Source organism: Natrinema salsiterrestre (genome assembly GCF_029502005.1).
Lineage (GTDB): Archaea > Halobacteriota > Halobacteria > Halobacteriales > Natrialbaceae > Natrinema > Natrinema salsiterrestre.
In genome coordinates this window covers 130,193-151,773 of record NZ_JAMQOT010000006.1, presented here as the reverse complement: position 1 = coordinate 151,773, position 21,581 = coordinate 130,193, and the positions used below count along the sequence as shown (strand labels likewise).

Here is a 21,581-nt window from a genome sequence, read left to right as displayed (position 1 = left end):
GGTCGAATCGTCATCGAAGTGGCAGAAGGGCAAGCCGAAACCGCGGCGATCAGTCGTCGAGGTACGGCAGTTCGAGTTTCTCACCGTCGTCGGGGACGAACGCCGTTCCCTCGAATACCTCGCGGGCCTCCCGTTCGTGATCGTCGGTGTCGCCCGCGTACCGCGAGGAGAGATGCATCAGTGCGAGTCGATCAGCGCCGGACCGATTCCCGATCTCGGCGGCCTGTCGAGCCGTCGAGTGGGCCGTATCGGTCGCCCGCTCGGCGCGGTCGTCGGCGAAGGTCGCGTCGTGAATCAGCAGGTCGGGCTCGTCGGCGACCTCGATCGTCGCCTCCGCGGGGCGGGTGTCGCCGGTGTACACGATCGAGCGGCCGGGGCGGGGCTCGCCGACCACCTGCTCGGGGTCGACGACGGTGCCGTCCTCGAGTTCGACGGACTCGCCCTCGTGAAGCCGCGAGAACTTGGGGCCGACCGGGACGCCGAGCTCTTCGGCGCGCTCGCGGTCGAACCGGCCCTTGCGGTCGTCTTCGACGAGCGCGTAGCCGACCGAGCGGGTGTCGTGGTCGGTGTCGAACGCGCGGACCTCGTACTCGTCGGCACGGTACGCGACGTCGCCGCCGCCGACCTCGCTGATCCGCACGGGAAACGAGGGTCGGTTCCCGAGCGCGTTCACGAGCGATTTCAGCTGGCCGCGCGTGCCGTGGGGCGTGTGGATCGCGAGCGGTTCCTCGCGATCGTTGAAGGCCATCGTCTGGAGCAGACCCGGAATCCCGAGCACGTGATCGCCGTGGAGGTGCGTGACGAACAGGTGCGAGACCGAAAACCCCGTCCCGAACCGCATCATCTGGCGCTGGGTCCCCTCTCCGGCGTCGAACAACAACCCCTCGCCGTCCCGGGCGACGAAGACGCTACTCGGATTCCGCTCGGTCGTCGGAATCGCCCCGGCCGTCCCCAGAAACGTCACGCGCAGTGGCATCGGTACACGCTCCGCGGGCCGCGATTAAACCGGCTTCGGATCGCTCGAGCGACCAGCTGGTTTCTCCCACCGGTCTCAGCACCTGAGAATCGCGGTCGATCGGGCTCGAGTCGGCCTCCGCTACCGTCTCGAGCGTTGGAATCTCCTCTCCGTCGCAGGGTCGACTCCGACGACGAACGGGCCGGCTGAACTGTCGTAACTGGCGCCTATTCGCGCGACCCGTCGCGGACCGAGCCACCGCACTGCGAACGGACGGCGCATTTTACCTTCGTCCGGTACGAAACTGCATTCGACGACACCCAATGAGTTCGAGATTGACGTTCGGGACGCTCAAGCGGATCATCGGTATCCTGATCGCGATCGCGGTCGTGCTCGCGGCCGGTATCGTCGTCGGCCAGGCGCCCGCCATCTTCGGCGTCGAGCAGGATCCCGAGGCCTCGATCACGTTCGAGGATCAACAGGGCGACGGGACCAACGTCACGGTTCAGTCCGTCTCCCTGTCGGAGGGCGGCTACGTCGTCATCACCGGCAGCGGCGGTGAGACGCTCGCCGTCTCCGACCGCCTCGAGGCCGGCAGCCACGAGAACGTCACCGTCGAACGCGACGACGAGGCGCCCCGCGAACTCGTCGGCCAGCTCACGGCGACGGTCCACCGGGACACCTCGCAGCGGGACGGCTACGCGTACGAGGCGACCGACGGCGAGGAGGACCGGCCCTACCTCGAGGACGGGTTCCCGGTGAGCGACACTGCAACAGTGACGACGACCGAGGAAACCGTCGGGACCGACTCCTTCGTCGTGGAATCGATCGACGCGCCCGCGAACGCGACGACGAACGAGACCATCGAACTCAGTGCCGAGATCCGCAACCCGACCGAGTTCCAGACCCAACAGGCCGTCACGGTTCGCATCGACGGGACGGTCTTCGAGCGGCAGGTGCTCGAACTCGAGGGCGGCGAATCGCGAACGGTGACGTTCGAGACGGACACGAGCGGTGCAGCCCCCGGAAACCGGACGGTCGGCGTCTACACCGACGCTGACGGCGCGATCGCGCCGATCGAACTCGAGTTCCACACCGAGCCGAGCGTCTCCGTCGACGACGCGAGCAACGAGAGCGTGACGGTCGCCGCCGCGATCCCCGAGACGGGGTTCGTCGCCGTCGAAGGGAACGGCACGGTCCTGGGAACGAGCGGCGAACTCGAGCCGGGCGAACACGAGAACGTCACCGTCGAGCTCTCGGAGAACGCCTCGGTCGCCGAGAACGACGAACTGACCGCGACGCTCTACGCCGGCGCGCCGGACGACGTCGACTCCGCGCCGCCGATCGAACGCGATGGCGAGCCGGTCAGTACGACGTTCACGCTCGCTGACGCGGGCGACGACTCGAGCAACGGCAGTACCGGGAACGAGTCGACCGGCGGATAGCGGAGCGATCGACAACCGACCGATTCTTACCCGCACCGGCCCTATTCGCTGGCGATGGACGCGCCGCTGTGGACCGAAACCCACGCCCCGGAGCTGGCCGAGTTGCCACAGGACGACGCTCGCGAGTACCTCCAGCGAGCGGTCGCAGAGCCGATCAACCTCCTCCTGCAGGGGCCGCCCGGGAGCGGGAAGACCGCGGCGGCGCGCGCACTGGCCCGCGAGGCGCACGACGACCCGGACAACGACTTCGTCGAGATCAACGTCGCCGACTTCTTCGGCCGGACCAAGACCGAGATCAAGAACGACCCCCGCTTCGCGCACTTCCTCGTCGGTCGCTCCTCGATGTCCAAGCGGGACATGATCAACCACGTCCTCAAGGAGTCCGCGAGTTACGCACCCGTCTCGGGGGGCTACACGACGGTCCTCCTGGACAACGCCGAGGACGTCCGCGAGGACTTCCAGCAGGCGCTGCGCCGGATCATGGAGCAACACCACCGGACGACGCAGTTCATCGTCGCGACGCGCCAGCCCACCAAGCTCATCCCGCCGATCCGCTCGCGGTGTTTCCCCGTCTCCGTCCCCTCGCCGACCAGCGAGGAGATCGTCACCGTCCTCGAGCGCATCGTCGAGGCCGAGGGCGTCGAGTACGACGACGACGGCCTCGAGTTCGTCGCGGGCTACGCCAACGGCAACCTCCGGCAGGCGATCCTGGCGGCCCAGACGACCGTCGAGGACGAGGGCGAACTCACGATGAGCGCGGCCTACGAGACGATCGGCGAGGTCGGCCTGGACGAGGAGATCGAGTCGATGCTCGACGACGCCGAAGCCGGCGAGTTCACGGACGCCCGGTCGACCCTCGACGACCTGCTCGTCGACGAAGGGCTAGACGGCAACGAGGTGCTCGAGGCGATCCTCCGCATCGCTCGCAAGCGGTATCAGGGCGACCGGCTCGCCGAGATCCACCGGCTGGCCGCGGACATCGATTTCGAGATGCACGAAGGCACGAGCGACCGGGTTCACGTCTCGCACCTGCTGGCGGAACTCGGTCGGGACGCCTGACCGTTCCTGATACCTGTCCGGCTCGTTTCCCTCAGTCGACGTAGGGTTTCTCGAGATCGGTCGTGCCGCCGAGGCGGTCGCTGATCCAGCCCGTCACGACGTCGAAGACGGTCACCAGCGGCGACAGGGCGCGTTCGACCAGCGAGACCGGGCGGGCGACCCGCATCGCCCACCCCTGGGCGTTGCCCAGCCCGTAGGACTTGGGGACGATCTCGCCGAAGACGAGGATGACGACGCTGACGGCCACCGTCGCGGCGGTCACCGCGATGCCGGTCGGCAGGTAGGTGGCGAAGACGACCGTCACGATGCTCGAGAGCGCGACGTTGACGACGTTGTTGCCGACCAGAACCGTCACTAGCAACCGGTGTGGGTCGTCCCGCAACCCCTTGAGAACGCCCGCTCGCGGGTCGTCGGTCGCCGCCCGCTCGTCGATCCACGCCGTCGGCAGCGTGAAGATCGCGGTTTCCGCGCTCGAGAAGAAGGCGCTACAACACAGCAAGACGACGGTGGCACCGAGTCCGAACCACGCCAGCGTGAGGTCGACCATGCCTCCGGTTCGGACAGGGCGGTCAAGAAGGCGGGGGATTCACCGACCGCCCCCCAGACGCGGACCGTTATCCGACCGCCGCGCGAAAGGCGGGTATGCCGACGCTTCTCGAGACGCACATTCAGAATCGCTTTCGCGTCCAGCCGAATCACGCGAACAACAACGACACGCTCCACGGCGGGAACCTGATGAAGTGGCTCGACGAGGTGAGCGCGATGTCGGCGATGCGCTTCGCCGGCGAGACCTGCGTCACCGCCCGCGTGAACGAACTCGACTTCGAGCGGCCGATTCAGATCGGCGACACGGCGCTGGTCGAGGCCTACGTCTACGACGCCGGCCGGACGAGCGTCCACGTCGCCCTGCGCGCGTGGCGCGAGGAACCCCGCAGCGGCGAGACCGAGAAGACCACCGAGTCCACGTTCACGTTCGTCGCGATCGACGAAAACGGCGAGAAAGTCCCCGTTCCGGACCTGTCCGTCGAGTCCGAGGAAGGGAAGCGGCTTCGGGATCGCGTCCACGAGATCGAGGACTGACCTGCGCTACGCAGCGTGTTTGGTCCCGTCTTCGTTTCTCACCAGCAGAGCAACCTCCCTGTCACGACTCTCCGACGTTGTGAAAGCGTTGGAGCACTTCCTCGGGAACGGGATTGACGTACTCGAACGGTTCGTCGTCGCAGAGACGTTCGAAGTCGCGATCGGTGGTCACGAGCACGTCAGCATCGGCTCGTCTGGCGAGGGCGAGATAGAAACAGTCGTAGACGTCGTGATTCTTCTCGGCACTGATCTCGTAGGCATCGAGAACGGTCTGACTGTCTACGTCGATAAATTCCAGCGGATACTGGAGTAGCGACGAAACGGCATTTCGTGCTTCGTACGTTTCGAAACCGAGATCCTCAAGCACCCACTGAATCCTGAGCGGGAGGTAACCGAAGACGATCAGCGAATCGCTACCTGTGAGCGCTGGAACGAGCTCCTCTGCAACGTAGGGATGCCCCGGATGGTCGTCGACCAACTGAATCGATAATGCATTGAGATCAGGAAGGACGCGTTTCGAACTCATCTCACCGCCCACCGAAGGTCGCGTCACCTGCATCTCGGAACGCTTCGTCACCCCACTCTTCTCCCCGCGTGAGCGTCTCGAGTTCGGGAAGCTCCCTGACGAGACGGATATCGCCACCGTCACGAACGACTCGGAACTCGGTCCCGTCCTCGAGGTTGAGTTCGTCGCGGAGTTCCTTCGGGATCGTCAATCGACCCCGGTGGTTGATTCGTGCTGTACCATACTCCTCGCTCGCAGTATCTTCCGTCCCACTCATTATATCACCACTATCTAATCAGACGATATCGATCACCATAAAATGCGGGACCGATATGGGTCAGTATCATGAATCATTGCTATTGGGCGTCTCACTGTCCGATTCCGATGCTGGCGCGCTGGGTCGCGGTTCGTCGACGACGAACCGCGACGCGATATCGCGAGGGATGAGTGAGTGAACGAAGTGAACGAACGAATCGGTTGGGGAGGGCGTGGCGATTCCGTGTTGCCACGATAGGGGCGAACTCGTCGCGTCAACTGTCCAGTACCACTGAAACCGCGAACGGAAACTACGGCGATCGCCGCTCGAGCACCATCACATACCGCGTCAGCGACTGATGCACGCGCCGTTCGAACGATGCCTCGAGTTCCCACCCGGCCGCACGCGCCTCGCCGGCCCACGAGCGATCGGCGATGACGACCGCACGCGGCGCGACCCGATGGGCCTCGGCGAGCGCGCCCGAGACGAGGTCCTCGAGCCGGTGGGTGTCGATCTTCGACTGGCGGCCGTAGGGCGCGTCGAACACCACGCCGTCGACGGCGTCGTCTGCCAGCGGGAGCCGCATCGCGTCACCCCGACCGACGTGCCACGACCCCCGCTCGAGGCCGGTCGGGGAGGTCTCGTCGCGCTCGAGGAAGTGCCGCAGGTTCTCTCGCGCCCCGCGAGTCATCTTCGCCTGCGCGTCGGTCCCGATCACGTCCGCTCCGACCAGCCCGGCCTCCACGAGCACGCCGCCCGTGCCACACATCGGGTCCAGAACCGTCGCGCCGGCTCGAGCGCCCGCGATGTTCGCGACCGCACGAGCGAGCAGGGGATCCATGCTCCCGGGCTGGAAGAACGGTTTGTCCGTCGGCGCGCGCGTCCCGAAATCGCGGACGCTCTCGGCCGCGAGCCAGCCGAGCGCACAGACGGAGACGCGCTCGCCGGTCGGCTCCGCACCGTCGCCGTCCTCCTCGCCACCGACGCGCTCGAGGGCGTTCCCTCCCGCACCGGCCTCGAAAACCCCCTCCGAAAAGACGACTCGCAGGAGGTGGTCGGGCTCGTCGAGGTCGACGGAAAACCCGCGATCGACGAGCACCTGACCGAGTTCGCGTTCGACCCGGTCCGTCCGCACGCCGCTCGAGCCGTGGACGTCCGTCGCCCGGACCGCGACCGACCCCGATCGGTCGATCGACGCGGCCTCGAGGACGGCCCGGGCGCTCGCGAGGTCGGCGTCGCCCCGGCCGAGGAGTTCGCTCGCGCGGTGGGTGTACGCGAGGCCGCGGACGCGCTCGGGGACGATACCGCCCGCAACGGCGAGCCCGGGTGCGATCCGACGGAGTCCGGTCGCTGCGCTGGCCGCTTCGCGGGCCGCGAACGCGTCGTCTTCGCCGCCGAGCTCGAGCAGATACACGGCGGATGATCGCTCCGGATCGGCCATGAGCCTACCGCTTTCCGCCGACCGACCGATCGAACGCGGCGGCAAATATCACTCCGTTTACCCGTCTACTAACCGAAAATCGGCCGTCCCCGGAATGACCGCCGACCGTATAAACCGGATATATCAGGTGGCGGTACTAACCTTTATAAATCTTAAATACGTCTTTTTAAGCGACTAATGACGGATCCGAAGGATACCATCAACATCGAAAACGTGGTGGCGTCGACCGGTATCGGCCAGGAACTCGACCTTCAGAGCGTCGCGATGGACCTCGAGGGGGCCGACTACGACCCCGAGCAGTTCCCCGGTCTCGTCTACCGAACGCAGAATCCCAAATCCGCCGCCCTGATCTTCCGCTCGGGGAAGATCGTCTGTACCGGCGCGAAGAGCACCGACGACGTCCACGAGAGCCTGCGCATCGTCTTCGACAAGCTCCGCGAACTCCAGATTCAGGTCAACGAGGACCCCGAGATCGTCGTCCAGAACATCGTCACCTCGGCCGATCTGGGCCGGAACCTCAACCTGAACGCGATCGCCATCGGGCTGGGCCTGGAGAACATCGAGTACGAGCCCGAGCAGTTCCCCGGCCTCGTCTATCGACTCGACGAACCGGAAGTCGTCGCACTGCTCTTCGGTTCCGGGAAGCTCGTCATCACCGGCGGGAAGAAGCCGGTCGACGCCGAACACGCCGTCGACAAGATCGTCTCCCGACTCGAGGACCTGGGCCTGCTCGAGTAACGCCGTCAGCGGTCGGTCGCCGCGACCGACTCGAGCGATGCCGCGCCACCAGCGTGCCGTCCGTCGCAGAGACGTCGTCGGAACGGGACCGGTCGCCCGCTTTTGTCGCCCCGGAACCCTTTCGGTTCGACCGTCCCCGGGGCGTAGCCGTCGGTAATACCGTGTTACCCCTCTAGAGTACTGACGTGTTCGTCGAACGGCCGCCAGTTCCGGTATCCGTTCGCCCCACTCTATTCCGTTACACCGGATTGTCGACCGTTTAATCCCGTGCGAGCAGGCCTGAATCGTCTGAATCGAGCCTGATTCGATGAAACGACCGTTCGCGTTTATCCGGCATCCCGCCCCTGACTCTCACGTGCCCATGACGATCCACCCAGATCGAACGACGGCCGGTTCGGATCGATTCCGCCTCGGTAGCGACGGCGCGATGGGACGTCGCCCGCTCCCGCGAGAGACGGTCCGCCACGTGGTCGACAGCGACCGTCGACGCGAGGTGATCCGCTGCGTACTCGCCGCGGACGATCCGATCGCGTTGCGAACGCTCGTCGGGCGACTCGCCGACGCGGAACACGATCCGACGGTCGGAACGACGATCCACCAGTTGCGACAGCGCATCCACACCTCGCTGCGCGAAACTCACCTTCCCCTCCTCGAGGACCACGATATCGTCCGCTACGATCGGGTGCGAAACCTCGTCGCGTCGGCGGCGAACTGTGCCGCGTTCGAATCGCTCCTCGAGTTCGAATCGCTCGAGCGACCGATCGCCGGCCGACTCGAGTAACATTCGGGTCGACCGCGTCGAGTAATCCCTCTTTTCGGCCGGATCACTCGACCAGTCGCTCGATTTCGGTGACCAGAATATCGCTCGCACCGGCACCCTTGACCTCGGTGATCGTCTCGAAGACGTCCCGTTCGTTGACCACGGCGTGGACGGCGACCATCGCTCCGTCTTCCTCGTCGTCTGCGATGTCCATGATCGTCGGCCCGCCGAGCCCGGGAATCACGTCGCGCACGTCCTCGAGTCGGTCCCGGGGAACGTTCATCATCAGGTAGCGCTTCCCCTCGGCGCTCTTCACGGAGGAGAGCGCGGTTCGAACCTCGCCGACTTTCGGGTCGTCGAGGACGTCGTCCCGACCGAAGAGCCGGACCGAACTCGAGAGCACCTCCTCGACGACGGCCAGCCGGTTCATCTTCAGCGTTGTCCCGGTGCTCGTGATGTCGACGATGGCGTCGGCCATCTCGACGTGGGGCGTGAGCTCGGTCGCGCCCGAAACCTCGACGATATCGGGCTCGACGCCGGTGTCCGCGAAGAAGTCCGCGGTGATGGTCGGGAACTCGGTGGCGACGGTTTTGCCCGCGAGGTCCTCGACCCCGTCGATGTCGCCGTCTTCGGGTGCCGCCAGCACGAGTCGGCACCGGCCGAACTCGAGGTCGAGCAGCTCCGAGACGTTGTCGACTCTCGCCTCCTGCACCTGATCGAATCCCGTAATCCCGAGATCGGCCGCGCCGTCGGCGACGTACTCCGGGATGTCTGCCGCGCGGGCGAACAGCACGGTCACGTCGGGATCGACGGTATCCGCGTAGAGCTTCCGGTCGGCACCGTTCTCGAGGTGGAGCCCCGCCCGCTCTAAGAGGTCGATCGTCGGCTCGTGCAGGCGGCCCTTGTTGGGAACGGCGATTCGCATATGGACAGTCTTCGGCATCGGCGGGGAATTGTCTTTTCATCCCGGCGAACGGTCGTCTCGAGGGGTCCGAATTCGATGCTCGCTCGGGAGTGGCCTGCCTCACTATCTTGGTGTTCGATCGGGTATCGTCTGACGAGAACCGACCGATGGACGACCACGACCGCCGAACCGAAGACGATCCGGAGCCGGCGGATACTACTGGAGGCGACGGTGACCGGTCGGACCGGGTCGAGGAATCGCTGCTCGAGGACGAGGCCGACGGCGCCGAACGGGGTCGAGACGAGATTCGCGACCGGCAGGAGCACGGCGGAGACCACGCCGAAGCGGGTGCTCAGGATCACGGCGGCCACGAGGCCGGCGGTGACCACGATCACGGCGGCGACCACGGCGACGGCGGCATGCACGCCGGTCACGAAACGATGTTCCGGCGACGGTTTTTCGTCTCGACGCTGCTCTCGATTCCCGTCCTCCTCTACAGCGAGACGCTCCAGGAGTGGCTCGGCTTTTCGGTGCCGGCGTTCCCCGGTAGCGAGTGGCTCACCCCCGTCTTCGCGGTGATCGTCTTCGCCTACGGTGGCGTCCCCTTCCTCCGGATGGCGGGTCCGGAACTACGCGATCGGACGCCGGGGATGATGACGCTCATCTCGATGGCGATCACCGTCGCGTTCGTCTACAGCCTCGCGAGCGTCGTCTTCCCCACCCAGTCGGCGTTCTTCTGGGAACTCGTCACGCTGATCGACATCATGCTGCTGGGCCACTGGATCGAGATGCGGAGCGTCCGCCGGGCCTCGAGCGCGCTCGACGAGCTGGCACAGCTCATGCCGGACACGGCCGAGCGGATCACCGACGACGGTGAGACGGAAGAGATACCGGCGAGCGAACTCGAGGAGGGGGACCTTGTCCTCGTCCGTCCCGGCGCGAGCGTGCCCGCCGACGGCGTCGTCGAGGAGGGCGATTCGGACGTCGACGAGTCGATGATCACCGGCGAGTCGACGCCCGTCGGGAAGGAGCCCGGCGACGAGGTGATCGGCGGGACGGTGAACGGCGACGGCAGTCTCCGGGTCCGAATCAGCGCGACGGGCGAGGAGACGACGCTGGCGGGGATCATGCGTCTGGTCGAAGAGGCCCAGTCGAGCGAGTCGAGAACGCAGGCGCTCGCGGACCGCGCCGCGGGGTGGCTCTTCTACGTCGCCCTCGGCGCGGCCGTCGTCACGGCCGTCGCGTGGACGATCGCGACCGGGTTCGAGTCGACGGTGATCGAACGGGTCGTCACCGTCCTCGTCATCGCCTGTCCGCACGCCCTCGGGCTGGCGATCCCGCTGGTCGTCGCGATCAACACCTCACTGGCCGCCCGAAACGGGATGCTCGTCCGGGATCGAATCGCGATGGAGCGGGCTCGCACTCTCGACACCGTCGTCTTCGACAAGACCGGAACGCTCACCGAGGGCGAGCAGGGCGTGGTGGACATCGCGACCGTCGACGGCGTCTCCGAGGAAGACGCCCTGCGGCTCGCCGCGACCGTCGAAGGCGACTCCGAACACATGATCGCTCGAGCGGTTCGCGAAGCGGCCGACGAGCGCGGCGTCTCGAGGGAGACTGCGACCGATTTCGAGGCGCTGAAAGGCCGAGGCGTTCGCGCGACAGTAGACGGGGAGCGAGTTCACGTCGGCGGCCCGAATCTGCTCTCGGAACTCGAGGGCGACGTCCCGCCGGAGCTCGAACGCTTCGCCGATCGAGCCGGCGAGAACGCCCGGACTGTGGTCTACCTGATCCGCGATGGCGAACCCGTCGCCGCCTTCGCTCTGGCGGACGTGGTCCGCGAGGAGAGCGACCGCGTCGTCGACGCGCTCCACGAACTCGGGCTCGAGGTGGCGATGTTGACCGGCGATTCGGAAGACGTGGCCCGCGCGGTCGCGGCCGAGCTCGGGATCGATACCGTCTTCGCGGAGGTGCTGCCCGAAGACAAGGACGAGAAGATCACTGAACTACAGGAGCAGGGCAAGTCGGTCGCGATGGTCGGCGACGGGGTCAACGACGCCCCGGCGCTCACGCGGGCCGACATCGGTATCGCGATCGGCAGCGGGACGGACGTCGCCGTCCAGTCGGCGGACGTCATCCTCGTCCAGAACAACCCGATGGACGTGGTCCGCCTCGTGAAACTGAGCCGCGCGAGCTACCGGAAGATGCAGCAGAACCTCGTCTGGGCCGCGGGGTACAACGTCTTCGCGCTCCCGCTCGCTGCGGGCGTCCTCGCGCCGATCGGAATCCTGCTCTCGCCGGCCGTCGGCGCGCTGCTCATGTCGCTCAGTACGGTGATCGTCGCGATCAACGCGCAGTTCCTCCGGCGCGTCGACCTATCGGTGCCGAGTCTTCCGGGGGTCTCCGCACCGCGGGAGCCACAGCCGGCGGACTGAACCGGTGTCCGACTCGGCTCAGCCGGTGGCGTGGTCGTCAGCCACCGTCCGGACGCGTCGCACTGCGGCGTAGATTGCCGGAAGGCCGAGCGGAAACGCGAGCACGCCGAAGCCGGCGAGCAGGGACGTCGTCACTCGCGTTCGGCGCTGACGGATCGCGAGCAGCGTTGCGACGACTCCCAGCGCTGCGACGGCGTAGGCGGCGTTACTCCAAAGGGGATCGTACGAGGAACAGTACAGCCAGCAGACGAGCGTGTAGGAGGGGGCGTTCCACGTCGGCGGCTGCAGCTTCGGCCAGAAGAACCGGCAGTAAGTCGTCCACCCGATCATCGCGAGCGTCGGGAGACCGGTGAGCCACAGTTCGGAACCGACCCGGAACCGCGACCCGTACCGCCTGTATCCCGCCAGAAACAGCGCTGGGAACCCGGCAACCCACAGCCAGATCCCGATCGTGTACGTGACCGGCCAGTGTTCGATCCGGGGCTGTCGGACCGGAAGACGGAGCGACGCCGGGAGCGTCATCCCCGGGAACGACGGATCGGGAACCGGGTTCGTGAACAGCGCCACGAGACAGAGACCCGTCCCGACGAGGAGTCCGTAGCGACCGTACGTCGTGTACCGCTCGAGCCACTGCGAAGCCGCGCGTCGACTGAAACTCGTTTCCGCCGCATTCGTGCTCGACATTCGGTCGTCACCTCCGTGCTCACTTTCGTTGCGGTCTTCCTCACCTGTCCCGCTCGAGCGTGTTTCGCCGCTGTTCGTACTCGTCGTCGTCCAAGTCGCCGCGGGCGTACGCGAGGCGAAGCTCCTCGAGCGCTCGATCGCTGTCGTCCGCCCCCGTGACCGAACGGTAGAGGAAGTATCCGCCACCGACGACGGCGGCGACGAACAGGAGCTGCATCAGGACGGCGACGAGGGGCATCCAGCCGGGTGCCGTTCCGCCATCCCACGCTCCGTGCCCCCACATTCCGCCCATCATCGGGCCGAACCCAATCAGTCCAACGCCCATGAAGAGCATCGGCAGGACCACGAGGGCACCGAGGGTAACGAGGACGATCGTGACGAGTCGCGTATCGCGCGTGTCCGTTGCCATGTGAATTCACCAGTGACGGATTCGTCCGTCTCTATCTCTAGAGACGGTCTCCCCACTCAATGCGATTCCCCCTTCGAATCCAATGTCCGAACCCGATCGATCTTCGATATCCATCGTTCAGTATCGCTCGACTGTCGGTTCATCGAATCAATGTTCGGGGGACCAGCGCTGTTCGATAGCGGTCTCGAGAAGGGACTCGCGGTCGCTTGCAGCCACGTTCCGACGGCCGACGGCTCCCTCGAGAACCCCGTGAGGAACGCCTGGATGGCGGCGGTCGGTATTCGTGCTTCTGAACCGAGTTACCCACTGCTCGTGATGATATCGGACGATCGGTGTGCAGTGACGATTAGCGACGACGACATTCAAAGCGATTCTCGCCAGCCACCTTCGAAGACGTCGTTCGGTACGGGCAAACCATTATTTTTCGAAGAACAACTGCAATAGCCGATCCGTCCGACGTAGTACGTATGGAAGCGACACTCGTCGAGGGGGTCCTCGAGTCGCTCCGGATCGGCGTCGGGTTCCTCTGGACGGCGGCGTGGGCGATAATCATGGGACTCGCGATCACGAGTCTCGTTCAGGTGTACGTCTCGAAGGAACGAATGGCCCGCGTGCTCGGTGAAAACGACGTCTCGAGTCTCGCGAAGGCGACGGCGTTCGGCGCGGCGAGCAGCGGCTGTAGCTTCGGGGCCGTCGCCATCGGCAAGGGACTGTTCGCGAAGGGCGCGCACGCGGTGAATTTCCTCGCGTTCATGTTCGCCTCGACGAACCTCATCGTCGAACTCGGATTGATGATCCTGCTTCTGCTGGGCTGGGAGTTCCTCGTCGCGGAACTCCTCGGCGGACTCGTCCTCATCGCGGTCATGGCCGTCATCGTCCGCGTGACGCTCCCGGAGACGCTGTTCGACGAGGTTCGAACGGAACTCGAGCGTCAGGACCGCGATCACGGCGATATGACGGACCCGACCTGCGGTATGGAGGGGACGGACGAGCACGCCATCGTGACCGACGGCGGCGAGACGCTGAAATTCTGCTCGGAGGGGTGTCTGGAGACCTATCGGCAGCAGACGGCGAGCAGCGGCGAGTGGCACGACGAACTCCGCTCCTGGGGCGGCTGGTACAAACTCGGCAACCAGTATCGCAAGGAGTGGTCGATGATCTGGACGGACGTCGTCGCGGGGTTTCTCATTTCGGGATTCGTCATCGTCTTCGTCCCGCAGTGGGTCTGGAACGCGCTGTTCCTCCAGGGCGACGGCCTGATCGTGACGGCCGAGAACGCGGTCATGGGCGTCGCGATCGCGGTCATCAGCTTCGTCGGGAGCATGGGAAACGTCCCCTTCGCGGTCGCCCTCTGGGGCGGTGGGGTCAGTTTCGCCGGCGTTATCGCGTTCGTCTACGCCGACCTCATCACGATTCCGGTGTTGAACGTCTACCGGAAGTACTACGGCTGGTCGGTCATGCTGTACATCCTCAGCGTCTTCTTCGTGACGATGGCCTTCACGGGCTTTCTCATGGAACTGCTGTTCGACGCGCTCGGAATCGTTCCGAACCTGGCCGGCGGCGAGACGGCGACCGAGCGGCAGTACTTCGCGGTGAACTATACCTTCTACCTCAACCTCGTCGCGTTTGCTCTCTCCGGGTTCCTCCTCTACGTGTACCGTCGCGGCCTCGGTGCCCCCGGCCGGTACCGCGATCCGGTCTGTGGGATGCGGACCGATGACGACGGCCCGGCGGCGACGCACGACGGCGAGACCTATCACTTCTGCTCGAGTACGTGCAAGCGGACGTTCGAGGACGCGCCGGACGACTTCGCGGAGCACCCGCCGCGGATTTCGGGCGCTGACTCGTCGCACGACCATCACTGACGCCGCTGCCAATTCATCGCCGAAAACGGGGGGATCCGACGGATCGGGGCGCGGATCTCGGGTGAGGCGAATAGAACGGCTCGAAACGCGCGGCGCTCGATCACGCGCTCGCGTCGTAGCCGGCGTCGTCGACCGCGGTAACGAGCTTCTGAGAGTCCACGTCTCCGTCGACGGTTGCTCGTTCCGCTTCGCGATCGACGTCGGCCGACTCGACGCCCGCGACGCCCTCGAGCGCGTCTTCGACGGTCTGTTCGCAGTGTTCACAGGACATGCCTTCGACCGTAATTGTCTGACTCATACGAGATCATAGGGGCGGCTCTTCTTTGTGCGTTACTGCTTTCGATGCTAGCGCGATGACGAGAGATACTTTGTGATCTAAAGTAAACGCCGCCACCTTCTTTGATCGGTGGATACAACGGTGAGCTATGCGCGACCTCGACGAGACCGACATGGAGATCCTGCGGTTGCTGGGCGACGACGCGCGACGACCCTACAGCGACATCGCCGAGGCGGTCGACCTCTCCGGGCCGGCGGTCTCCGACCGCGTCGAGCGCCTCGAGGAGGCCGGAATCATCGAACGCTTCACCGTCGACGTCGATCAGTCACAGCTCCGGGCCGGCGTCCCGGTGTTCGTGCGGGCGTCCGTTCCCACGGGCGCTGTCGACGACTGCAAAGCGACGGTCGCGGAGGCCGACGCGGTCGAACACGTCTTCGCCACTGCCGACGGCGACGTCTGGTTTTACGCCCGCGCGCAGGTCCAGCGGGTCCACGAGTGGCTCGAGGGGCTGCTCCCCGATGCGGACGGCATCGAGTACGACGTGACGCTGATAGACGACGCGGAGTGGACGCCCTCGCTCGAGGGCACGGCGTTCGCGCTCACCTGCGCGGAGTGTGGCAACACCGTCGACGACGAGGGGGAATCGGCCCGCATCGACGGCGAGGTGTACCACTTCTGTTGTCCGTCCTGTCAGAGTCGCTTCGAGGGTCGATACGATCGGCTCGAGGAAGGCGTCTGATGCGACCCGAGGACGGTTTCTGAGTTTCGATTCCAAAGAACCCGTCCCGATTCTCTTTGACTTCTGATCAGTAAAGGGGGTAAGACGGGATCCCCTAGTACTCAGTAATGAATACCCGAACCGCACAGTTGGACATTCGGGGCATGAGCTGCGCGAACTGTTCGCAGACGATCGGTAGTGCCCTGGAGTCCCTCGACGGCGTGACGGCGGCGAACGCGAACTTCGCCACCGACGAGGGAAGCGTCGAGTACGACCCCGAGGAGGTATCGCTCGCCGAGATCTACGCGGCCATCGAGGACGCCGGCTACGAGGCCGAGCGCTCGAGCCGGTCGATCGGGATCACGGACATGACCTGCGCGAACTGCGCCGAGACGAACGAGTCGGCACTGGAGTCCGTGCCCGGCGTCATCGACGCGGAGGTCAATTACGCGACCGACGAGGCCACCGTCGAGTACAACCCCGCCGACGTCTCGCTCGAGGCGCTCTACGAGGCGATCGAAAACGCCGGCTACACGCCCGTCCGCGACGACGGCGGCGAGGACTCGGACCAGGACCGCCGCGACGCGGCCCGACAGGCGGAGATCCGCAAGCAGCTCCGGTTGACGCTGTTCGGGGCTATCCTGTCGGTCCCGTTCCTGTTCTTCCTCGCCGACAAATTCCTGCTCGGGGGCGCGTACGTACCGGAGACGGTCTTCGGCGTCGAATTCGGCTGGGTCGAGTTCCTGCTTGCGACGCCCGTCTACGTCGTGCTCGGCCGCGAGTTCCTCGCGAACTCGTACACGGCCCTGGTGAAAAACCGGACCGCCAACATGGACGTGTTGATCGCGCTGGGCGCTTCGACGGCGTACGTCTACAGCCTCGTCGTCCTGCTCGACCTGCTCGCGGGGAACCTCTACTTCGACACCGCCGTCCTGATCCTCGTGTTCATCACGCTGGGCAACTACCTCGAGGCCCGCTCGAAGGGGCAGGCCGGCGACGCGCTGCGGAAACTCCTCGAGATGGAGGCCGAGACCGCCACGCTGGTCGACGAGGACGGGTCCGAGGAGGAGGTCCCGCTCGAGGACGTGGCAGTCGGTGACCGGATGAAAGTCCGGCCGGGCGAGAAGATTCCGACCGACGGCGTCGTCGTGGATGGCCAGTCCGCCGTCGACGAGTCGATGGTGACCGGCGAGTCCGTGCCCGTCGAGAAGGAAGACGGCGACGAGGTGATCGGCTCGACGATCAACGAGAACGGCGTGCTGGTCGTCGAGGCGACGAAGGTCGGCGAGGACACCGCGCTGCAGGGAATCGTCCAGACGGTCAAGGAGGCCCAGTCGCGCCAGCCGGAGATCCAGAATCTGGCGGACCGGATTTCGGCGTACTTCGTCCCCGCGGTCATCCTCAACGCGATTTTCTGGGGGCTCCTCTGGTTTGCATTCCCCGAGACGCTGGCAGCTATCGGCGGCGCGGTGCCGGTGTTGGACCTCGTCGGCGGCGGCCCGGCCGCCCTCTCGACGTTCGAGTTCGCGGTCGTCGTCTTCGCCTCCGCGGTGCTGATCGCCTGTCCCTGTGCGCTCGGATTGGCGACTCCCGCGGCGACGATGGTCGGCAGCACCCTCGGCGCACAAAACGGCGTCCTGTTCAAGGGCGGTGACATCTTAGAGCGCGCGAAGGACGTCGACACGGTCGTCTTCGACAAGACCGGGACGCTGACGACCGGCGAGATGACGCTGACCGACGTGGTCGCGCTCGAGGGAGAGCCGGCCGCCGCGGACGGCGGCGACGCGGCCACTGATGGCGGCGCGCTGGCGACTCGCGAATCCCTCGACGAGGACGCGGTGCTCCGCCTCGCCGCCAGCGCCGAGCGCGACAGCGAACACCCGCTCGCGCAGGCGATCGTCGCGGGCGCCGAGGAACGGGGCCTCGAGCTAGCCGACCCCGACGCGTTCGAGAACGTCCCCGGACAGGGCGTTCGGGCGACCGTCGACGGTCGCGAGGTCCTGGTCGGCAACCGGCGGCTGCTCGAGGAGCACGGCGTGGATCCGTCACCCGCGGGCGACGAGATGGAGCGGCTCGAGCGGGAGGGCAAGACCGCGATGCTGGTCGCGGCCGACGGCGAGACCGTTGGCGTGGTCGCGGACGCCGACTCGGTCAAGGAGAGTTCGACCGAGGCGGTCGCCACCCTGCAGGAACGCGATCTCGACGTGATGATGATCACCGGCGACAACGAGCGGACGGCCCGCGCCGTCGCCGAACGGGTCGGAATCGATCCGGACAACGTCCGGGCGGGCGTCCTCCCGGAGGACAAGGCCGACGCCGTCGAAGACATCCAGTCCGACGGTCGAAAGGCGATGATGGTCGGCGACGGGGTCAACGACGCGCCGGCGCTCGCCGTCGCCTACGTCGGGACCGCCATCGGTTCCGGGACCGACGTGGCCATCGAGGCGGCGGACGTGACGCTGATGCGCGACGATCCCCTCGACGTGGTGAAGGCGATCCGGATCTCGGAGGCGACGCTGCAGAAGATCAAGCAGAACCTGGTCTGGGCGCTGGGGTACAACACGACGCTGATTCCGCTGGCCTCCTTGGGCTTGCTTCAGCCGGTCCTCGCCGCCGGTGCGATGGCGCTGTCGTCGGTGTCGGTGCTCTCGAACAGCCTGCTGTTCCGCCGGTACACGCCGGATCGCGACTACGAACTGCTCGGTCGGCTCCGGCGCTGATCGGAGGTATCGGTAGGACTCAACGATCGTCGTCCGTTCGAAAAATAGCGTTTCCGTGCGGTGTCGAATTTCGGGAACCGATTCTATCGGAGCAGCGCCATCTCCGCAGTCGTTTCGTTCCCGTCAGTCTCGTTGGCCTGCTGTTCGTCGTCCGCTTGCGTCTCTTCTTCGTCGCCCGTTTCTTCCTCGTCCGCTTCTTCCTCACTTTCCTCGTCGGTCTCGTCTTCGCTCTCGTCCGCCGCCTCGTCGTCCTTATCGATATCGTTGATCTCGACCTTGTCGCCCGTTCCGCTCTGGCTGATCACCGGCTTGAGGATGTACTTCCCGCTGTTGCCGGCCTTGTGTGGTGCGATGTCGTAGACGAAGTCGACCCGCTCGCCGTCACCGATGGTGAACTTCGAGTTGATCTGGAGCTTGTTGCTCGGCAGTTTCACGTTCGTCTCGCTTCCGTCGGTCAGGATCCCTTCGGTGTCGCTGACGTAGATGAAAACCTTCTCGTAGTCGCCGGCCGGTAAGTCGAACTCGTCGATCATGGACGCGTTCGCGCCTTTCAGCTCGGTGAGGTCGACCGTCCGATTGTCGACGTCGTGTTCGACCCATCCGCCGTCGCTCTCGTCGCCGTCATCGTCGTCCGACTGTTTCTCTTCTTCTTCCTCTTCGTTGCCGTCTGCCTCTTCGGCTTCTTCCTCATCCGTTTCGTTGTCGTCCGTCTCTTCGTCGGTTTCGTTTACCGATTCGCCGTCGTCGGCCGTCTCGTTGGTCGATTCGTCGTCATCCGCCGCTTCGTCGGTTTCGGTAGTCGAGTCGTCCTCGGACTCGTTCGTGTCGTCTCCGTCGGTCTCGTTCGAGTCACCGTCGCCGGCCTGCTTGAATCCGACCTTCGTGATCGTCACATTGAGGTGTTCGAAGTCGTCGATCACGTTCGGCTCGTCGCTGACGTAGAACGCGGCCGTTCCCGCGCCGCCGTCGCTCGAGTCCGTCACGGAGGAGTCATCGGTCGTCGAATCGTTCGTCAGGTCCCCGCCCATACCGCCGGCGCACCCGGCGATCGCGACGAGTGCTGCGACGAGTACCAGTTGGATTGCGCGTCTGTTCACACCGGGACACAGTCACCTCGCGGAGAAAAAGGGGGGCGACCATTGGATCCGTTCACGACCGTTCAGGCCCGCGAAATCCGCCGAAAGAGTCGTTGAATGGGGGAAAGTGGTCGCTACGGCCCAGCGCTCATCCCCTCGAGGCGCTCGGCGAACAGGGCCTCGAGCAGTGCGGGCGTGACGAAGGCCTCGACGAAGGCTGCCACGACGAGCAGCAACCAGCCGACCAGGACGAGGAGACCGGTTCGGTAGAGGTAGCGTTTCGTGATGATCGCGTCTCGCGTGCCGTAAATCCGCTCGCCGAACCGGTAAAGCAGCCGGAAGCCGACGCCGGCGGCGATGAAGAGCGCGGGAAGTTCGAAGACGCCGTGGGGGAGCAGTCCGACGAGGATGTAGTCGAATCCGACGTTGTCCGTGACGATTGCGGCGACGTTCCCGACGATGATACCGTTGAACACCATCGCCCAGGCCGTCAGGACGCCCAGCGTGAGCGCGCCGGCGATCGACAGCAGGAACGCCTGCGTGTTGTTCACCAGCAGGAACCGGGCCAGTTCGAGCCCGCCCATCTCTCCGATACCGTCCGGAAAGAGCCCCTCGCCGAGGAGGTTCTCGATGATCTCGAGCAGGTTGTAGCCGGCCGCGAAGAGGACGACGCCGATGAGGACGCCGAGTCCGAACAGGCCGGCTGCGAAGCCCACGTAGCGGCTGTGCTCGTCCCAGGCGTCCGCGAGCGCCTCGCCGGGCGGATATCCGTCCTCGCGGCGCTCGTCGCCGTGTCGCATCCCTGAATCCATACGGACACGTCATCGAAAGAAACCATAAACCCGGCGACCGGAGCCGGGACACTGCCCACTGAATCGACAGTATAAGGCGGCCCGACGAGAACCCTGACTCAATGACGACGCTTGCGATTACCGACGGGCGGGTCCTCCGACCCGATCTGACGGTTGCGGCCGCGGACGTACTGATCGACCGAGCCGCCGGCGAGATTCTCGAGATCGGTCCCGACCTCGCGGGCGAGGCCGACGAAACCCTCGACGCCGCGGACTCGCTCGTGACGCCGGGATTCGTCAACGGGCACTGCCACGTCGCGATGACGCTCCTGCGGGGGTACGCCGACGACAAACCGCTCGAGGCGTGGCTCCGGGAAGACATCTGGCCGGCCGAGGGGGAACTGACGCCCGAGGACGTCCGCGCGGGTGCGGAGCTGGGCCTGCTCGAGCTGATCAAATCCGGGACGACCGCCTTTGCGGACATGTACTTCCACGTCCCGGAGGTCGCCGACGCGGTCGAGACGGCCGGCGTCCGGGCCCGCCTCGGGCACGGGATCGTCACCGTCGGGAAGGACGGCGAGGCGGCTCGCGAAGACGCGAAAACGAGCCTCGAAATCGCTCGCGAGTACGACGGATCGGCCGACGGGCGGATTTCGACGGCCTTCATGCCCCACTCGCTGACGACCGTCGGCGGCGAGTACCTCGCGGAGTTCGTTCCCGAAGCGCGCGACGCTGGCGTGCCGATCCACTATCACGCGAACGAGACCGCGGACGAAGTCGCGCCGATCGTCGACGAACACGGCCAGCGCCCACTCGAGTACGCCGCTGAGCACGGCCTCCTCGAGCCCGAGGACTTCGTCGCGCACGGCGTTCACGTCGACGACCGGGAGATCGAGCTGCTCGCCGAGGCGGGCACCGGCGTGATCCACTGTCCGGCCTCGAACATGAAACTGGCCAGCGGGATGGCACCGGTCGAACGCATGCGCGAGGCGGGCGTCACCGTCGGTCTCGGGACGGACGGTGCGGCCTCGAACAACGACCTCTCGATGCTCGACGAGGCCCGCGACGCGGCCATGCTCGGCAAACTCGCCGCCGACGACGCCAGCGCGGTCCCTGCCGAGGCCGTCGTCGACATGCTGACGCGGGGCAGCGCCGACGCGATCGGCCTCGAATCCGGCCGCCTCGAGGCCGGTGCACCGGCCGATCTCGCGGTGCTCGACCTCGAGGCGCCCCACCTGACGCCGCGTCACGACCTCGTGAGCCACCTCGCGTACGCTGCCGCGGCGGCCGACGTGCGCCACACCGTCTGCGACGGAAACGTGCTCATGCGCGACCGCGAGGTGCTGACGCTCGACGAAGCGGGCGTTCGGGAGCGAGCGCTCGAGGCGGCCGACGCGCTGGCCGGCCGGGTCGAGTGATGATCGCGAGTTGAACTCTCAAAAAAGTCTATAAACGGTATAAAC

At 65.9% G+C, this 21,581-nt stretch carries 21 protein-coding genes; 10 read left to right on the top strand and 11 right to left on the bottom strand.

What is annotated here, in order from left to right:
• Positions 1–49: 49 nt before the first annotated feature.
• Complete coding sequence (gene rnz, locus NDI89_RS17060) at positions 50–976, bottom strand: ribonuclease Z (protein ID WP_277523160.1); 927 nt, start codon at positions 974–976, stop codon at positions 50–52.
• 302 nt (positions 977–1,278) lie between these two features.
• Here rnz and NDI89_RS17055 point away from each other — a divergent pair, with 302 nt between their 5' ends.
• Positions 1,279–2,400, top strand: a complete 1,122-nt coding sequence (locus tag NDI89_RS17055) for a DUF7282 domain-containing protein (RefSeq protein WP_277523159.1) — start codon at positions 1,279–1,281, stop codon at positions 2,398–2,400.
• A gap of 54 nt (positions 2,401–2,454) precedes the next feature.
• Positions 2,455–3,459 carry an AAA family ATPase gene (locus NDI89_RS17050; protein ID WP_277523158.1) on the top strand — a complete coding sequence of 335 codons (1,005 nt, stop codon included), beginning with the start codon at positions 2,455–2,457 and terminating at the stop codon, positions 3,457–3,459.
• Positions 3,460–3,490: 31 nt separating this feature from the next.
• Here NDI89_RS17050 and NDI89_RS17045 read toward each other — a convergent pair whose 3' ends face one another.
• A complete protein-coding gene (locus NDI89_RS17045; protein ID WP_277523157.1) occupies positions 3,491–4,006 on the bottom strand; it encodes a DUF21 domain-containing protein in 516 nt (171 codons plus the stop codon).
• 95 nt (positions 4,007–4,101) lie between these two features.
• Here NDI89_RS17045 and NDI89_RS17040 point away from each other — a divergent pair, with 95 nt between their 5' ends.
• Positions 4,102–4,539, top strand: a complete 438-nt coding sequence (locus tag NDI89_RS17040; RefSeq protein WP_277523156.1) for an acyl-CoA thioesterase — start codon at positions 4,102–4,104, stop codon at positions 4,537–4,539.
• A 61-nt stretch (positions 4,540–4,600) separates the two neighbouring features.
• On the opposite strand, the gene NDI89_RS17035 is transcribed toward NDI89_RS17040, so the two are convergent.
• The 3 genes from NDI89_RS17035 to NDI89_RS17025 form a co-directional block, all read right to left on the bottom strand.
• Entirely contained in the window at positions 4,601–5,065 is a 465-nt protein-coding gene (locus NDI89_RS17035) for a type II toxin-antitoxin system VapC family toxin (protein ID WP_277523155.1), read from the bottom strand.
• A gap of 1 nt (position 5,066) precedes the next feature.
• Positions 5,067–5,321 carry an AbrB/MazE/SpoVT family DNA-binding domain-containing protein gene (locus NDI89_RS17030; protein WP_277523154.1) on the bottom strand — a complete coding sequence of 85 codons (255 nt, stop codon included), beginning with the start codon at positions 5,319–5,321 and terminating at the stop codon, positions 5,067–5,069.
• Between the two features lie 289 nt (positions 5,322–5,610).
• Positions 5,611–6,714, bottom strand: a complete 1,104-nt coding sequence (locus tag NDI89_RS17025; RefSeq protein WP_277523153.1) for a methyltransferase domain-containing protein — start codon at positions 6,712–6,714, stop codon at positions 5,611–5,613.
• A gap of 204 nt (positions 6,715–6,918) precedes the next feature.
• Between NDI89_RS17025 and NDI89_RS17020 the strand changes: the two genes are divergently transcribed.
• Positions 6,919–7,479: a TATA-box-binding protein gene (locus tag NDI89_RS17020; protein ID WP_007109921.1), complete on the top strand. Its 561-nt coding sequence runs from the start codon at positions 6,919–6,921 to the stop codon at positions 7,477–7,479.
• Positions 7,480–7,840: 361 nt separating this feature from the next.
• Positions 7,841–8,260, top strand: a complete 420-nt coding sequence (locus NDI89_RS17015; protein WP_277523152.1) for a DUF7344 domain-containing protein — start codon at positions 7,841–7,843, stop codon at positions 8,258–8,260.
• Positions 8,261–8,303: 43 nt separating this feature from the next.
• Here NDI89_RS17015 and hisG read toward each other — a convergent pair whose 3' ends face one another.
• The gene (gene hisG, locus NDI89_RS17010) at positions 8,304–9,164 is read right to left on the bottom strand and encodes an ATP phosphoribosyltransferase (protein ID WP_277523151.1); all 861 of its coding nucleotides are present in this window, start codon (positions 9,162–9,164) and stop codon (positions 8,304–8,306) included.
• Between the two features lie 146 nt (positions 9,165–9,310).
• Here hisG and NDI89_RS17005 point away from each other — a divergent pair, with 146 nt between their 5' ends.
• Complete coding sequence (locus NDI89_RS17005) at positions 9,311–11,578, top strand: copper-translocating P-type ATPase (RefSeq protein WP_345781975.1); 2,268 nt, start codon at positions 9,311–9,313, stop codon at positions 11,576–11,578.
• 18 nt (positions 11,579–11,596) lie between these two features.
• Here NDI89_RS17005 and NDI89_RS17000 read toward each other — a convergent pair whose 3' ends face one another.
• Entirely contained in the window at positions 11,597–12,262 is a 666-nt protein-coding gene (locus NDI89_RS17000; RefSeq protein WP_277523150.1) for a hypothetical protein, read from the bottom strand.
• A gap of 40 nt (positions 12,263–12,302) precedes the next feature.
• Positions 12,303–12,671 (bottom strand): SHOCT domain-containing protein, encoded by a 369-nt coding sequence (locus NDI89_RS16995; protein ID WP_277523149.1) that lies wholly within the window; start codon positions 12,669–12,671, stop codon positions 12,303–12,305.
• A gap of 467 nt (positions 12,672–13,138) precedes the next feature.
• Here NDI89_RS16995 and NDI89_RS16990 point away from each other — a divergent pair, with 467 nt between their 5' ends.
• Positions 13,139–14,536 (top strand): permease, encoded by a 1,398-nt coding sequence (locus NDI89_RS16990; RefSeq protein ID WP_277523148.1) that lies wholly within the window; start codon positions 13,139–13,141, stop codon positions 14,534–14,536.
• A 100-nt stretch (positions 14,537–14,636) separates the two neighbouring features.
• On the opposite strand, the gene NDI89_RS16985 is transcribed toward NDI89_RS16990, so the two are convergent.
• Positions 14,637–14,834, bottom strand: a complete 198-nt coding sequence (locus tag NDI89_RS16985; RefSeq protein ID WP_277523147.1) for a CopZ family metallochaperone — start codon at positions 14,832–14,834, stop codon at positions 14,637–14,639.
• Between the two features lie 127 nt (positions 14,835–14,961).
• Between NDI89_RS16985 and NDI89_RS16980 the strand changes: the two genes are divergently transcribed.
• Together NDI89_RS16980 and NDI89_RS16975 are read left to right on the top strand one after the other, a co-directional pair.
• On the top strand, positions 14,962–15,552 hold the full coding sequence (locus NDI89_RS16980) for a winged helix-turn-helix transcriptional regulator (RefSeq protein WP_277523146.1): 591 nt from the start codon (positions 14,962–14,964) through the stop codon (positions 15,550–15,552).
• A gap of 107 nt (positions 15,553–15,659) precedes the next feature.
• Positions 15,660–18,251 carry a heavy metal translocating P-type ATPase gene (locus tag NDI89_RS16975; protein WP_277523145.1) on the top strand — a complete coding sequence of 864 codons (2,592 nt, stop codon included), beginning with the start codon at positions 15,660–15,662 and terminating at the stop codon, positions 18,249–18,251.
• An 83-nt stretch (positions 18,252–18,334) separates the two neighbouring features.
• Here the strand turns inward: NDI89_RS16975 and NDI89_RS16970 are convergent, their stop codons facing one another.
• The gene (locus tag NDI89_RS16970; protein ID WP_277523144.1) at positions 18,335–19,348 is read right to left on the bottom strand and encodes a DUF4382 domain-containing protein; all 1,014 of its coding nucleotides are present in this window, start codon (positions 19,346–19,348) and stop codon (positions 18,335–18,337) included.
• A 113-nt stretch (positions 19,349–19,461) separates the two neighbouring features.
• On the bottom strand, positions 19,462–20,139 hold the full coding sequence (locus tag NDI89_RS16965; protein WP_277523143.1) for a stage II sporulation protein M: 678 nt from the start codon (positions 20,137–20,139) through the stop codon (positions 19,462–19,464).
• Positions 20,140–20,240: 101 nt separating this feature from the next.
• Between NDI89_RS16965 and NDI89_RS16960 the strand changes: the two genes are divergently transcribed.
• Positions 20,241–21,536 (top strand): amidohydrolase, encoded by a 1,296-nt coding sequence (locus NDI89_RS16960; protein WP_277523142.1) that lies wholly within the window; start codon positions 20,241–20,243, stop codon positions 21,534–21,536.
• The last annotated feature ends 45 nt before the right edge of the window (positions 21,537–21,581 follow it).

What these genes read in the sequence shown, in the direction of transcription:
- rnz (WP_277523160.1), bottom strand. Translation starts at nt 976, where the DNA reads ATGCCACTGCGCGTGACGTTTCTGGGGACGGCCGGGGCGATTCCGACG.
- NDI89_RS17055 (WP_277523159.1), top strand. Translation starts at nt 1,279, where the DNA reads ATGAGTTCGAGATTGACGTTCGGGACGCTCAAGCGGATCATCGGTATC.
- NDI89_RS17050 (WP_277523158.1), top strand. Translation starts at nt 2,455, where the DNA reads ATGGACGCGCCGCTGTGGACCGAAACCCACGCCCCGGAGCTGGCCGAG.
- NDI89_RS17045 (WP_277523157.1), bottom strand. Translation starts at nt 4,006, where the DNA reads ATGGTCGACCTCACGCTGGCGTGGTTCGGACTCGGTGCCACCGTCGTC.
- NDI89_RS17040 (WP_277523156.1), top strand. Translation starts at nt 4,102, where the DNA reads ATGCCGACGCTTCTCGAGACGCACATTCAGAATCGCTTTCGCGTCCAG.
- NDI89_RS17035 (WP_277523155.1), bottom strand. Translation starts at nt 5,065, where the DNA reads ATGAGTTCGAAACGCGTCCTTCCTGATCTCAATGCATTATCGATTCAG.
- NDI89_RS17030 (WP_277523154.1), bottom strand. Translation starts at nt 5,321, where the DNA reads ATGAGTGGGACGGAAGATACTGCGAGCGAGGAGTATGGTACAGCACGA.
- NDI89_RS17020 (WP_007109921.1), top strand. Translation starts at nt 6,919, where the DNA reads ATGACGGATCCGAAGGATACCATCAACATCGAAAACGTGGTGGCGTCG.
- NDI89_RS17015 (WP_277523152.1), top strand. Translation starts at nt 7,841, where the DNA reads ATGACGATCCACCCAGATCGAACGACGGCCGGTTCGGATCGATTCCGC.
- hisG (WP_277523151.1), bottom strand. Translation starts at nt 9,164, where the DNA reads ATGCGAATCGCCGTTCCCAACAAGGGCCGCCTGCACGAGCCGACGATC.
- NDI89_RS17005 (WP_345781975.1), top strand. Translation starts at nt 9,311, where the DNA reads ATGGACGACCACGACCGCCGAACCGAAGACGATCCGGAGCCGGCGGAT.
- NDI89_RS17000 (WP_277523150.1), bottom strand. Translation starts at nt 12,262, where the DNA reads ATGTCGAGCACGAATGCGGCGGAAACGAGTTTCAGTCGACGCGCGGCT.
- NDI89_RS16995 (WP_277523149.1), bottom strand. Translation starts at nt 12,671, where the DNA reads ATGGCAACGGACACGCGCGATACGCGACTCGTCACGATCGTCCTCGTT.
- NDI89_RS16990 (WP_277523148.1), top strand. Translation starts at nt 13,139, where the DNA reads ATGGAAGCGACACTCGTCGAGGGGGTCCTCGAGTCGCTCCGGATCGGC.
- NDI89_RS16985 (WP_277523147.1), bottom strand. Translation starts at nt 14,834, where the DNA reads ATGAGTCAGACAATTACGGTCGAAGGCATGTCCTGTGAACACTGCGAA.
- NDI89_RS16980 (WP_277523146.1), top strand. Translation starts at nt 14,962, where the DNA reads ATGCGCGACCTCGACGAGACCGACATGGAGATCCTGCGGTTGCTGGGC.
- NDI89_RS16975 (WP_277523145.1), top strand. Translation starts at nt 15,660, where the DNA reads ATGAATACCCGAACCGCACAGTTGGACATTCGGGGCATGAGCTGCGCG.
- NDI89_RS16965 (WP_277523143.1), bottom strand. Translation starts at nt 20,139, where the DNA reads ATGGATTCAGGGATGCGACACGGCGACGAGCGCCGCGAGGACGGATAT.
- NDI89_RS16960 (WP_277523142.1), top strand. Translation starts at nt 20,241, where the DNA reads ATGACGACGCTTGCGATTACCGACGGGCGGGTCCTCCGACCCGATCTG.